This is a genomic window from Brevundimonas sp. FG8, from assembly GCF_057808845.1.
Window position 1 is genome coordinate 25,014 of sequence record NZ_JBMDIU010000014.1, and the last position, 12,365, is coordinate 37,378.

General features: G+C 70.6%; 13 protein-coding genes and 1 tRNA gene. 8 read left to right on the plus strand and 6 right to left on the minus strand.

The features are described from left to right. Positions 1 to 63 precede the first annotated feature (63 nt). Together ACODRV_RS16135 and ACODRV_RS16140 are read left to right on the plus strand one after the other, a co-directional pair. Positions 64 to 1,179 (plus strand): ankyrin repeat domain-containing protein, encoded by a 1,116-nt coding sequence (locus ACODRV_RS16135; protein ID WP_488909018.1) that lies wholly within the window; start codon positions 64 to 66, stop codon positions 1,177 to 1,179. Between the two features lie 39 nt (positions 1,180 to 1,218). Then, positions 1,219 to 1,584, plus strand: coding sequence for a hypothetical protein (locus ACODRV_RS16140; protein ID WP_488909019.1), 366 nt, complete (start codon positions 1,219 to 1,221; stop codon positions 1,582 to 1,584). Positions 1,585 to 1,587: 3 nt separating this feature from the next. Here the strand turns inward: ACODRV_RS16140 and ACODRV_RS16145 are convergent, their stop codons facing one another. Further along, entirely contained in the window at positions 1,588 to 2,217 is a 630-nt protein-coding gene (locus ACODRV_RS16145; RefSeq protein WP_488909020.1) for a hypothetical protein, read from the minus strand. A gap of 196 nt (positions 2,218 to 2,413) precedes the next feature. Between ACODRV_RS16145 and ACODRV_RS16150 the strand changes: the two genes are divergently transcribed. Further along, the gene (locus ACODRV_RS16150; RefSeq protein ID WP_141627251.1) at positions 2,414 to 2,815 is read left to right on the plus strand and encodes a response regulator; all 402 of its coding nucleotides are present in this window, start codon (positions 2,414 to 2,416) and stop codon (positions 2,813 to 2,815) included. A gap of 64 nt (positions 2,816 to 2,879) precedes the next feature. Then, positions 2,880 to 3,068, plus strand: a complete 189-nt coding sequence (locus tag ACODRV_RS16155; protein WP_488909021.1) for a hypothetical protein — start codon at positions 2,880 to 2,882, stop codon at positions 3,066 to 3,068. Between the two features lie 7 nt (positions 3,069 to 3,075). Here the strand turns inward: ACODRV_RS16155 and ACODRV_RS16160 are convergent, their stop codons facing one another. Then, positions 3,076 to 3,525 carry a MarR family winged helix-turn-helix transcriptional regulator gene (locus ACODRV_RS16160; protein ID WP_168196840.1) on the minus strand — a complete coding sequence of 150 codons (450 nt, stop codon included), beginning with the start codon at positions 3,523 to 3,525 and terminating at the stop codon, positions 3,076 to 3,078. Positions 3,526 to 3,770: 245 nt separating this feature from the next. On the opposite strand from ACODRV_RS16160, the gene ACODRV_RS16165 reads away from it, so the two are divergent. From ACODRV_RS16165 to ACODRV_RS16175, 3 genes are read left to right on the plus strand one after another with little or no spacing between them, the layout of a single operon-like run. Beyond that, positions 3,771 to 5,561, plus strand: coding sequence for a terminase large subunit domain-containing protein (locus ACODRV_RS16165; protein WP_488909022.1), 1,791 nt, complete (start codon positions 3,771 to 3,773; stop codon positions 5,559 to 5,561). Between the two features lie 44 nt (positions 5,562 to 5,605). Beyond that, complete coding sequence (gene msrB / locus ACODRV_RS16170; protein ID WP_141627248.1) at positions 5,606 to 6,082, plus strand: peptide-methionine (R)-S-oxide reductase MsrB; 477 nt, start codon at positions 5,606 to 5,608, stop codon at positions 6,080 to 6,082. Positions 6,083 to 6,130: 48 nt separating this feature from the next. After that, positions 6,131 to 6,715 (plus strand): hypothetical protein, encoded by a 585-nt coding sequence (locus ACODRV_RS16175; protein WP_488909023.1) that lies wholly within the window; start codon positions 6,131 to 6,133, stop codon positions 6,713 to 6,715. 41 nt (positions 6,716 to 6,756) lie between these two features. Here the strand turns inward: ACODRV_RS16175 and ACODRV_RS16180 are convergent, their stop codons facing one another. From ACODRV_RS16180 to ACODRV_RS16195, 4 genes are all read right to left on the minus strand, one after another. Next, positions 6,757 to 9,921 (minus strand): efflux RND transporter permease subunit, encoded by a 3,165-nt coding sequence (locus ACODRV_RS16180; RefSeq protein WP_488909024.1) that lies wholly within the window; start codon positions 9,919 to 9,921, stop codon positions 6,757 to 6,759. 2 nt (positions 9,922 to 9,923) lie between these two features. Next, positions 9,924 to 11,078 carry an efflux RND transporter periplasmic adaptor subunit gene (locus tag ACODRV_RS16185; RefSeq protein WP_488909025.1) on the minus strand — a complete coding sequence of 385 codons (1,155 nt, stop codon included), beginning with the start codon at positions 11,076 to 11,078 and terminating at the stop codon, positions 9,924 to 9,926. 105 nt (positions 11,079 to 11,183) lie between these two features. Then, the gene (locus ACODRV_RS16190; protein ID WP_488909026.1) at positions 11,184 to 11,549 is read right to left on the minus strand and encodes a hypothetical protein; all 366 of its coding nucleotides are present in this window, start codon (positions 11,547 to 11,549) and stop codon (positions 11,184 to 11,186) included. A 245-nt stretch (positions 11,550 to 11,794) separates the two neighbouring features. Next, positions 11,795 to 11,869: transfer RNA gene (locus tag ACODRV_RS16195), tRNA-Thr, on the minus strand. Positions 11,870 to 12,049: 180 nt separating this feature from the next. Between ACODRV_RS16195 and ACODRV_RS16200 the strand changes: the two genes are divergently transcribed. Beyond that, positions 12,050 to 12,280 (plus strand): hypothetical protein, encoded by a 231-nt coding sequence (locus ACODRV_RS16200; protein WP_488909027.1) that lies wholly within the window; start codon positions 12,050 to 12,052, stop codon positions 12,278 to 12,280. The last annotated feature ends 85 nt before the right edge of the window (positions 12,281 to 12,365 follow it).

A 12,365-nucleotide genomic window follows, 5' to 3' on the forward strand; every position in this document is an offset into this window, starting at 1 on the left:
TGGACCGGCTTCCGGCGACCGTGTTTGATCCCCGCTGTTGCGTTGACCTCCGGAAGGCCTCCAATGTCCAAGGCGAAGAAGAAGACCCTGCCCAAGGCCTTCGGCGATCTGCTGACGGCGGGCGATCTCGAGGCGCTGAAGGCGGTCTTCGACACCTGCGAGCTGGAGGCGCGGGGCGGCTACGGCAAACAGACGGCGCTGGCCTTCAATGACGCGCCGGAACCCCTTATCCGCTGGCTGGTCGAGCAGGGCGCGGACCTGGAGGCGTTGGACAGCTACGGGCGCACGCCCCTGTATCACCACGCTGGCGCCTGGAACGGCAAGGTCGCCCTGCTGCTTGAACTGGGCGCCGACATCCATGCGACGGACCGCTCCGGCGATACCCCCCTGCATCGCGCCACGGCGTCGGGGAAGGCGGAGGCTGTGCGGCTTCTGCTGGCCCGGGGCGCCCGCGCCGACGCCCGCAACGGCGCGGGCCTGACTCCGCTGGAGCTGGGTCTGCGCCAGTGCAGCAATATCCAGATCGTTTCGATGGCCGACATCGCGCCCCTGCTGCTGGCCGCGACGCCCGCCGCCAAACCGGGCCTGCTCGACCGGCTGAAAGGCGCATTCTCAGGCGGCGCGTCCGGCAGCCCGGTCACCCCGGACATGCAGGCCGCCGTCACCCGGATCGGCGAGAATTTCGAGTTCCACCGCGCGGGCTTCAACCCGGACTCGGTTGACGAGTTCAGCGACGCGCTCGACCGGCTCTACGCCACCTTCGACGTCACGCCGGTCGCCCGCCGGAGGATGCACGACGGCAAGGCGCCGATCCTCGTCCCGCCCGGCAAACCGGCCGACCAGCACGACGCCCTGTGGCAGGCGCTGGTCCCCTCCAGCGGCGCGGCGAAGACCGTGCAGGGCGAGGTCATCCGCATCGCCGGCCGGATCACCGACGAGGTCGAGCGCAACGGCGGCGTCAACTGGGACGCCGACTACCGCAAGATGGGTCAGGCCTTCCTCGACCACACCGCCACAGGCGCGCCCTTGCCGGACCCCGACCGCGCCCGCGCCGCCGTCCTGATCCGGGAGGCCCGCACCCGCGACGGGGCGGGCGCTGAACTCTGCGACCTCGCCGTCCGCTGGGTCGCCCTGAACCCGACGCCGATGCCGCTGGCGACGCCGGACTATCGGCGCTGACGCCTTGCGCCGTCAGGTCCGCCCGTCGATGATCCTCTCATGTCGAAGGAACCGCCCGCCTTTCTGATCCCGGCCAGCACGATCTTCGTGATCGTCGCCGTCGCCTCGGCGGCGGCCGGAGGACTGATGCAGGGCGACGGCCTGCGGCTCCTGTTCGGGTGCGGCGTGATCTTCTGCCTGTCGATGCTGGGTGTCTGCCTGATGTTCGTCCAGAACCTGTCGCGCGAGGCGTTCGGCGGACTTCACGCCGCCCTCGGCGGCCTGATGGGCCTCTGCGCGGGATTTTTCTTCGCCAAGGAGCCGGTGCTGCTCAGCCTGATCGGCTATGTCGTCGGCGGGACGATCCTGGGCTTCGTAGGCTATTGGACCCGTGTCTGGCGCAGTTCGTCCTACTGGCGGGAGTAGGCGTCAGGCGAACGTCGACCGCGACAGCCCGGGAAGCTTCAAGGCTTCCCTTTGGCGGTCGATCAGATCGGACACGCCTTGCCTCACGCGGACAGGGTCGGTCACCAGCCCCGCCATGCGCGATGCGGCGGGCTTCACACGGTCATCCGTGATCGCCTCCAGCAGCAGGCGCGCCTCGGCGGCCTGTCCCGACAGTGCTTCCGCCACGGCCAGATGATAGCCGGGCCAACTGGCTTTCAGCGCCGGTCGCGCGACGGCGTCGGAGGCTCTCAGAATCCCGGCCAGCGCCTCAGGCGAGGTGATCGCCGCCGCCAGCGCACGCGCGCCCACAGCCGCCTTGTCGGCCAGAGCGGCGGCGGCCTCGGCGAACTGCGCGTCCCCCTCATAGGCAATGAAGCCGTCGATCCGCCCGCCGTGGTCAAAGCTCAGATAGCCGCTGTCGGACCACAGCCAGTGGGCGGCGACATTCAGATAGCTGCCGCGCTGCCAGCCGCTGGGCTGGAACTCCACGACATTCAGCCACCAGCCGTGATCGGCGATCCAGACCCGCGACCGCCCCTTCCGTCGGAACCCCGACGGCCCCAGCGCGGCCTTGGCGGCGGCGGCGATCAGGGCGTCGTGCGGGCCGGCCATCCAATCCTACTCCGCCGCTTCCGGCGTCGTCACCGTCGGCAGGGCGTCGTCTTCGATACTCATGCCGCTGTTCTAGCGGGAGCCTTGCGCCCCGCACCATCCCTTTCAGCGACCCCGCGTCGCACACGTCAAAGTTGACATTCCGTTCCCAAGGCTGAACCGTGGCCCCGGGAAGGGCTTCGGAGGGAGACGGCGGATGGCGCGGATCGCGGTGGTGGATGACGATCCCGATGTGCTGGACTTCATCTCGGCGGTGCTGGGCGGGGCGGGGCACCGGACCCTGACCGCGCGTGACGGTCTGGCGGCGGCGGCGCTGGTGGAGGAACAGCCGGTCGATCTGATGATCCTCGACATCCTCATGCCCAACCGCGACGGGCTGGAGACCATCCTGAAGCTGCGCGAGCGCGGGCGGGCCTTCCCCATCCTCGCGATCTCGGCGGGCGGGGTGCTGGACGGCAGCTATCTGTTGCAGACCGCCAGCGCCTTCGGGGCCGAGGCCACACTGCTCAAACCCTTCTCGCCCGAAACCCTGACGGCCCATGTCGATCAGCTGCTGAAATCCGGCCCCGGCGCGGGGTCCCCGGATGTTGCACACTGACAAGGCACGGCTTTTCTTTGCGGTCCCGCTGAAACCCGACTCAGGGGCGGGGGCTTCCCCTCGCATGACCCCGCTGAAACCGCCTTCTGAAGTCCGCGCCGAGATGTCCCGGTTGATCGCCGAGGCCGTCAGCGAACCTGACGACAATCGCCGTCATGGACTGCTGGTGCTGGCCGATCACTGGTCTGACATCCTTCGCCGCCGTCGCGCGGCGGGTGACGCCGTCGGATCTCGCGGTCCCACGGCGCACTGAGCCCCGTTCAGTCCGCGGCGCTGCGCTCCAGAATCCGGTCCAGCATCGCCTGGAACGCGATGATCTGTTCGTCCGTGCAGCCGTCGAAAATGTGATCGCGGAGCGACCGCGCCAGGGGGTCCAGGTCCCGCACCGTGTCGCAGCCGAGCGTGGTCAATTTGATCAGCTTGAACCGGCGGTCGCCGATGATCTCGCCCCGTCGGACCCAGCCCCGGGCCTCCAGTCCGTCCAGCAGCCGCGTCAGGGTCGGTCCCCTCACGCCCATCCGTTCCGCCAGTTCGCCCTGCTTCAGGCCCGTGGGCGCGGCCGCCAGATGATACAGGACCGAGAAGTCGCTGTCGGACGCCCCGTCACGTTTCAGGATATCCGTCAGTCGGGCCCGCCACCGGCGGGCGGCGATGACCAATTTGTACGCCGCGTTCAGCTCGTGGGCGGCGCGTTCGGTCTCCGGGCGCAAGGCTTCTCTCAAATCATACGGCATCAGGCGGTCATCTGCTCGGCTCGATAGAGGTCGCCAGAACGGCAAAGGTTCAAAGCCGACCCCTCTTTTTCAGGTGGGGCGTTTTTTACGCGGATGACCACTGTTCGGATGTCGCCCCAGCCTGCGCAATCCCCCTCTCTAACCTCTTGTTCTGAAACCCCTCGGCTCGGGGCCAGCGTCAAACGTCATCACCCCCTTCCGGACCGTGGGATAATCACGGGATGAACGCGACCCCGGACACACCCCCCAGGACCGAACGCCGCCTCCGGCGCGAGGAGCGGCGTGAGGAGATGGTCTTCCATTTCCATCCCGACGATCCCGACGCCACCCTCGACTCGATCGAGGCCACCATGGCCGACGCGGCCGGTGAGGGGCGGGTCGAGGATTTCGGCCGTCTGGGTCGCATCGGCATGATCGCCCTGCGCTTCTGGCAGGCGCGCCGCCGTCATCGCGGCCAGCCCGTCGTCAGCGACGCCGCCGAACCCCCGCCGTCAGAACCTGACCCCGAACCGGTCCCGCCGCCGCTCGATCTGCGTCCGGCCCAGACCCCGCCCGAGGCCCTGCCGAACGGCGAGCCCTGGCGCACCTGGCTGTTTCTGGGCGGACGCGGCGCGGGCAAGACCCAGGCGGGCGCCGAGTGGCTGGCCGATCAGGCCGAGGCCCTCGGCGCCGGCGGCCGTCTGGCCCTGATCGGTCCGACCCTGCACGACGTGCGCGAGGTGATGATCGAGGGCGTCTCGGGTATCCGCAGCCTGCCGCGCTGGACGGCGAAGACCCGTCCGGTCTTCGAAAGCTCGCGCCGCCGCCTGAAATTCGCCAACGGCTGCATCGCCTACGCCTTCTCCGCCGAAGACCCTGACAGCCTGCGCGGTCCCCAGTTCAGCGCCGCCTGGGCCGACGAATTCTGCGCCTGGCGCCCCACCGGCGCCCGCGGCGCCGCCGAAACGCTCGCCCTGCTCCGGATGGGGCTGCGGTTGCCGGGGCCATTGTCCTTGGGCCGCGGACCGTCGGCCCTTTCGGGGACCTCCCGACCCGACGCGGCCGGTATGTCGAAGCCCACACCGTTCGCCGGACGCTACGCCTACGCTCACCTCTCCACCGAAGGTGGGGAGGGGGACCATCCGGAGCCGAAGGCGAAGGGTGGTGGAGGGGTTGGTCCGGGCCTCCGACACCCCCCACGCCTCCTCGTCACCACCACACCCAGACCCATGCGCGCCCTCATCCGTCTCAAGGACGAGGCTTCCTGCGCCCTGACCCATGCGGGCAGCGCCGACAACGCCGCCCACCTCGCGCCCGGCTTCATCGAGGGCCTGCGCGACCTCTACGGCGGCACCCGCCGCGAGGCCCAGGAATTGGACGGCAAAATCGTCGACCTCGACGGCGCCCTGTTCACGGCGACGATGATGGCGCTGGCGAGGTCTCCCGACACACAGCATCCTTCTCCCCTTGGGGCAGAAGGACGACCGCCCTCAAGTAGTCCGAAGGACGGTAGGGCCACTTACGAGCGGATCGTCGTCGCCATCGACCCTCCGGCCACCGCCACGGGGGACGCCTGCGGCATCATCGCGGCCGCGTCACGTCTGCGCCCGGACGGGGTTCGCGAGGCGGTGGTTCTGGCTGACCGGTCTGCCCACGGGCTCTCGCCCGAGGAATGGGCCCGCCGCGCCGTGGCCCTCGCGCATGAGGTCGGGGCGACCTGCATCGTGGCCGAGGTCAATCAGGGCGGGGACATGGTCGCGTCCGTGCTCAAGGCCGTTGATCGCCCCCTGCCGGTCCGCACCGTCCGCGCCACGAAAGGCAAGATGCTGCGCGCCGAACCCGTCGCCGCCCTCTACGAACAGGGCCGGGTGAAGCACGCCGGTCTGTTCGATGCGCTGGAGGAGGAACTGATGCTGCTCGGCGCCGAACTGGGCGAGGGCTCGCTGGACCGCGCCGACGCCCTGGTCTGGGCCGTCACCGACCTGCTGATCGACCGCCCGGGCGAGCGCGGCCCGAGGCTTCGCGTGCTGTGATCCCGCGCTGGCGCCGCGACCCTTCACCTCCTATCTGGACTCCCATGACCGACACCCATCGCTCCCCCTCCGGATATGACCTCACCCCGCCGACCGAGGCCGAGCGCGAGCGGCTCGAGGCGGACCTGACGGCCGAGGAGGCCCGGGTCCTTCTGTCCCACGGCACCGAGGCGCCCTTCTGCGGCGTCCTGCTGGGCGAGAAGCGGGCCGGGGTCTTCTGCTGCCGGGAATGCGGCCTGCCGCTGTTCCGCGCGGGGACCAAGTTCGAAAGCGGCACCGGCTGGCCCAGCTTCACCCAGCCGGTCGATGAGAGCCATGTGAGGGCCATCACCGACACCAGCTACGGCATGGTGCGGACCGAGACCGTCTGCGCCCGTTGCGGCGGCCATCAGGGGCACGTCTTCCCCGACGGTCCGCCCCCTACCGGGCTGCGCTACTGCATCAACTCGGTGGCGCTTGAATTCGTGCCGGAAGGCCAGCCGCTGCGCGACCCCTTGAACCGGGGCGACGGAACCGCCTGACCTTTGCCGCAATCAGGGTTAGGGTAGGCCTGTACAGGGAGTAGGCGCATGATGATTTCGGCCCTCATATTCGCGGCGGCTCTGGCTGGCGGCGATCCCGACGAGATCGTGACGACCGCTCCGGCGACCACGGTGGACCTGACGGCGGTGGCCGCCGCGCCTGCCGCGCCGACCGCCGAGGGCGCGGCCCGGCAGGCCGCCCGGCCGCACAACCTCACCACGGACCAGCAGATCGACCGCTGGCTGGAAAGCCGCGATCCGGACGCGACCCCCTATTCCCGCGAGCGGGCCGACCGCCCGGTCGATGACCGCAAGATGCACGGCGAGTTCGTCGCCGGAATCGGCACCGGCGGCTACCGCGACTACGGCATGGCGGTGACCCTGCCCGTCGGCGACAACGCCCGCCTCAGCCTCAGCTACCGCCAGACCGAGAACGGTCTCTATGGCGGCTACGGCTACCCCTATGGCTCGGGCCAGCTGGGCGGCTATCCCTACTTCAGCGACAGCGGCTACGTCTTCCCGGGCCGCTACGACCCGAACGCGGCCGCCGAGTTCGAGTCCCGCGTCGCCCGCCCGGGCGGCCCGCCGAGCAACCATCGCCCGGTCTACCAGAACGAACGCACCATCGACTGAGGCGCTGAAGGCCCGGTCCGAGGACCGGGCCTCCCGCCTTCTCAGCCTGCCGTCCTGCGCCCCAGCGACGCCAGCACCGGCAGGACGATCAGGGTCAGAACCGTGGCCGACGTCAGGCCGCCGATGACCACGGTGGCCAGCGGCTTCTGGACCTCCGCGCCCGGTCCCCAGGCGAAGGCCATGGGGATGAAACCCAGCACGGCCACCAGCGCCGTGGTCAGCACCGCCCGCAGGCGGCTGACCGCCCCGGTCAGGGCGGCCTCCAGTGGCGTATCCCCCTCGGCCAGCCGCTGCTGGATGGACTGCATCAGGACCAGCCCGTTCAGGGTGGCGACCCCGGAGACCGCGATGAAGCCCACCGCCGCCGAGATCGACAGCGGCATCCCTCTGGCCGCCAGCGCCAGCGCGCCGCCGACGAGGGCCAGAGGCACCCCGGCGAAGACCAGGGCCGCGTCCCTGAGCGAGCGCAGGGCCAGGAACAGCAGGGCGCCGATGGTCAGGAAGACCAGAGGCACGATCAGGGCCAGTCGGGTCGAGGCCCGTTCGAGGTTCTCGAACTGACCGCCCCAGTCGAACCAGCCGCCGGCGACGGGCTGGACCTTGGCGGCCACCTCTCTCCGGGCTTCGGCGACGAAGCCGCCCAGATCCCGGCCCCGGACGTTGGCCTGCACGATGATCCGGCGCTTGCCGTTCTCGCGGCTGATCTGGTTGGGGCCTTCCCCCGCCTCGAAGCGGGCGACGGAGGACAGGGGCACGGTCGGGGCGCCCGGCTCGGACTCCTCGGGCATGACCGGCAGCTGGGCCATGGCGACGGGGTCGTTGCGCAGGGCGTCGTCGAGGCGGACGACCACGTCGAACCGGCGGTCGCCCTCCATCACCTGACCCGCCGCCTGACCCGCCAGACCGATGGCCAGGGCGTCAGCGGCGTCGGAGGCGTGGATGCCCTGCGCGGCCGCGATGGTCCGGTCCACGCGGGCGGTCAGGGTCGGCTGGCCCGAGACCTGCTCCACCCGGACGTCAGCGGCCCCGTCGATCCGGCGCAGGACGGCGGCGACCTGCTCCGCGGTGCGGGTCATGGCCTCGAAGTCGTCGCCATAGACCTTGACCGCCACGTCCGAGCGGACCCCGGCGATTAGCTCGTTGAACCGCATCTGGATGGGCTGGGTGAACTCATAGGTCTGGCCCGGCAGATGGCTGAGGGCCTCCTCCATCCGCTCGACCAGTTTGGCCTTGGGCAGGAACGGGTCGGGCCAGTCCTTGCGGTCCTTCAGCATGACGAAGGTGTCCGAGATGGACGGCGGCATGGGGTCCGAGGCCACCTCGGCGGTGCCCGTGCGGGTGAAGACCCGCTCGACCTCGGGCATGGCCTTCAGCGTCGTCTCGACCCGGAACTGCATGGCCTGCGACTGCTCCAGCGAAGTCGAGGGCACCCGCAGGGCCTGCACGAGGATGTCCCCCTCATCCAGCTGCGGCACGAACTCGGAGCCCAGCGTGGCGAAGGCGAGGGCGCCCGCCGCCAGCGCGCCGACACCGCCGCCGATGACCAGTCTGGGCCGCCGCAGGGCCAGCCCCAGCAGGGGGGCGTAGCGGTCGCGGACGGCGCGGCTGATCTTCGTCTCCCCGTCCTCATGCCCGGCCTTGGGTTCGCGCACCCAGATGGCGGTCAGGGCCGGGACGAAGGTGAAGCTCAGGATGAAGGCCCCCAGAAGGGCCAGCATGACCGTGGCGGCCATCGGGCCGAACATCTTGCCCTCCACGCCCTCGAACATCAGCAGGGGGGCGTAGACCAACAGGATGATGGCCTGGCCGAAGGCGGCGGGGCGAGCCATCTCCCGCGCGGCCGCGGCGGCGACGCCGAGACGCTGGCTCAGGGTCAATGGTTGATTCAGGCGTTGCCGCTCCAGCGAAAGACGCCGCAGGGTGTTCTCGACCACCACCACGGCGCCGTCTACGATCAGTCCGAAATCCAGCGCGCCGAGGCTCAGCAGATTGGCGCTGATGCCGAAGCGATTCATGGCCGTCGCCGCGAACAGGAAGCTCAGCGGAATGACCAGCGCCGTGATCACGGCGGCCCGGACATTGCCCAGCGCCAGGAACAGCACGCCGATGACCAGAGCGGCGCCGAGGACCAGGTTGTGCTCCACTGTTCCGATGGTCGCCTCGACCAGAGCCGTGCGGTCCAGCGCCGGGACGATGACCACGCCGGGCGGGAGGCTGGGCTGGATGGCTTCCAGCTTTTCTCCAACGCGTTTCGCGACTTCCCTGGAGTTCTCGCCTTGCAGCATCAAGGCGGCGCCCAGAACGGTCTCGTGGCCGTTGGTGCTGGCGGAGCCGAGGCGCGGAGCGCGGCCGATCTCGACCACGGCCACGTCGGAGACCCGGACCACCTGCCCGTTGCGGTTCAGGATCGGGGTGGCGGCCAGTTCGTCCAGCGTGCGGATACGGGCGTCGGCGCGGACGATCCACGCCTCGCCCGCGCGGTTGACGTAACCGGCTCCGGCGATGCGGTTGGCGTGCTCCAGAGCCTCGACCAGCTGGACCAGACCGACGCCGTAGGCGGCGAGGCGAGCCGGGTCCGGATGGACCGCATACTCCTTCACATAGCCCCCCTGGACATCGACCCCGGCGACGCCGTCGACGCCGCGCAGCTGGGGCGCGACGATCCAGTCCTGAACGGTGCGGAGGTAGGTGGCCTTCTCGGCGTCGGTGGTCAGGCGCTCACCCTCGGGGGTGACATAGAGGACTCCTTCGTCGCCTGCGGTCCCCTTGAGTTCGAGCGTCCAGATGTAGACCTCGCCCAGACCGGTGACGACCGGCCCCATGGTCGGCGTCAGCCCGCCGGGCAGGTCCTCACGCGCGTCCTGAAGCCGCTCGTTGACCAGATTGCGGGCGAACCAGATGTCGGTGCGGTCGGTGAAGACGGCGGTGATCTGGGAGAAGCCGTGGCGCGACAGGGAGCGGGTCTCGACCAGACCCGGCATCCCGCTGAGCGCGGTCTCCAGCGGGAAGGTGACCTGCCGCTCGACCTCTTCCGGCCCCAAGGCGGGGGCGACGGTGGTGATCTGGACCTGCCGGTTGGTGATGTCCGGCACGGCGTCGATGGGCAGGCGCATGAGCTCGCGCGCGCCCACGGCGGCCCACAGGACGGCCAGAACGATGATCAGCCAGCGGTGACGGACCGCGGCGTCGATGATGCGGTTCAGCATGATCAGTGCCCATGCTCCGCTTCGCCCTTGGCCAGTTCGGCCTTGAGCACGAAGGCGCCGGCGCCGGCGATGCGTTCGGACCCGGTCAGGCCCGACAGGATCTCGGTGCGGCCCCCGGCGGTGGCGCCGACGGTGACGGGGCGGGCGCGGAAGCCGTCGCCTTCGCGCACGAAGATCGAGGTCACGCCCTCGACCGTCTGGACCGCGTCGGCGGGGACGGTCAGGCCGTTGCCGCCGCCGACCGGCAGGCGGGCCGACAGGACCGTGCCGGGCGCGGGCGCGGCGCCCTGGGCCGTGGCGCGGATGGTGGCGGTGCCGCCTTGAGTCGCCGGAGCGACGGCGACGACGACGGCCTGCAGCACGGCGCCGTCGGCGGTCTCGGCGCGCAGGGTCGAGCCGATGGTCAGCAGACGAGCGGCGGACGGCGGGGCGTCGAAGACCAGTTCGGCGCGGCCGGTGTCGGCGATCTCGGCCACCTGCAGGGCCTCCTCATGCAGGGTCACGCCGGGGGCGGCGATCAGGCGGGTGACGACCCCGTCGGCGGGACTGCGGACGACCACGACGCCGTCGCTGCCCGGATTGCCGAAGGCGGCGACACGGGCGCGGGCCGACCGCAGACGGGCCTCGGCGGACCGGGCCTCGGCGCGGGTCACGTCCAGCCGGGCGCGGGGCATGTAGCCGCGCTCGAACAGGGTCTCATCGCGGGTCAGGGCGGCGCGGGCGGCCTCGGTCTCTGCGGCGGCGGTGTCGGCGTCCGCCCGGGCGGCGGCGCCTTCGGGACTGCGCAGGGTGACCAGCACCGTCCCGCGCCGCACGCGGGCGCCGGGGCCGACATGGACGGCTGTGACCGTCCCGGCGAGCGGGGCGTCAACGCGGGCTTCCGCGCCGGGCGCCAGAGAGACGTGGCCGGGGAGGCGAAGCTCCGTGCCGCCGCCGCGCTGAAGCCCGGTCAGGGTGACGCCGGCGGCGACAGCCTCCTGTTCGGTCAGGGCGACGAAGCCTTCGGGGGCCTTTTCGTCGGAATGGCCTTCCTCCCCCTCGGCATGGGAGTCGGCGGCAGGGGCGGGCGAATCGAACAGGCGGGCGGCGCCGAATCCGATGCCGAGCGCGGCGATGACGGCGGCGCCGGTCATCAGCCAGTGTTTGCGGGTAGCCATGGGTGTCCTCGGTTGACCCGCGGGCGCGCTCAGGAAGGCGCGACCGGCGCGGGCCGGATGTCTGATCAGGATGAGGGAGGACGCGCCGCTAAAGGACGCGCCGGATCAGACCCGTGGAGGGCGTTCGAGGCCGTAGGCGGCCTGCACCGGAGCGCCGGGCGAGGACGCCCAGCGCAGGGCGTCATGCGACTGGGCCATCAGGTTGAGGGCGGTCGCGGGGGTATGGGGCGAGGCGACGTGCGGGGCGTGGCAGCAGCCATGGCCGCAGGCGCCGACGCAATGCTCACAGGCCGGGTCCTCGCACGGTGGGGCGAAGGGGGAGGCGGCTTCAGCCTGAACAGCCTGGATGGACGCCTCGACCGGCTCGACGCAGGCCACAGCCGCAGCGGCCGGCCAGACCGCGCCCATGGCGAACAGCAGCACGGCCAGAAGGCCCAGCTTGTTCATCAGGAGTTGCGCGCGCCGGAGCATGGTCGGTGGCGTAGCACGGACTTGCGAAGGAGTCGCGGTCGGGATGTCGCAGTGCGCCCTGTGGCTATCGTCATCCCGGGCGCGCGAATCTGTCGGGAGCAACGCTGCCTGTGTCTTTGAGAGCGGGTTTGGCCGCCGCCGCGGCGCCGCTGGGTCCCGGCCTTCGCCGGGATGACGATAGCGAAGAGGAAGGCCCGAATAAGCAAAAGGCCCGATCCGGGAGGATCGGGCCTTTGACTTCAGAATGGTGCCGCCGGGGGGAATCGAACCCACGACCTCAGCCTTACCAAGGATGCGCTCTACCACTGAGCTACGGCGGCCTCTTTCCGAGGAAGCGGCCCTATAGCCAACGTCGCGGCGGGGGCCAAGCTCTATTTCCAATCCGATGCGAAAAGTTTGAGATCAGAGGCAGGCGGAGGGCGCCCGGGCGGTGGACAAGGCGCCGCGTTAACGGTGTCGGGGCCTTGCGCCGGGACGCGGGGCGGGCTCTGATCCGAGTCATGGACAAGCCCGTGATCCCCGCGACCGAAGCCGCCGCCGTGCCGGAGGTTATCCCTTCGGCCCCGGTTGAGTCGCCGGTGAAGGCCGCCGCCGAGGTGACGACGCCGTCTGGCCCGGCCGTCGAGGCCGAGCGGGCCAAGGCCGAGAAGGCCCTGCGTCTGGCCAAGGCGCTGCGGGACAATCTGCGCCGTCGCAAGGTTGCGACGAAGGCCGCAAGACCGAGCAACTGAATGTCATCGCGCGTACCGTTCGAGCGGCCTTTCACAGGACCATCCGACCGCGCTAAAGCGAAATCGGTTCAGTTGGACTCGCCCA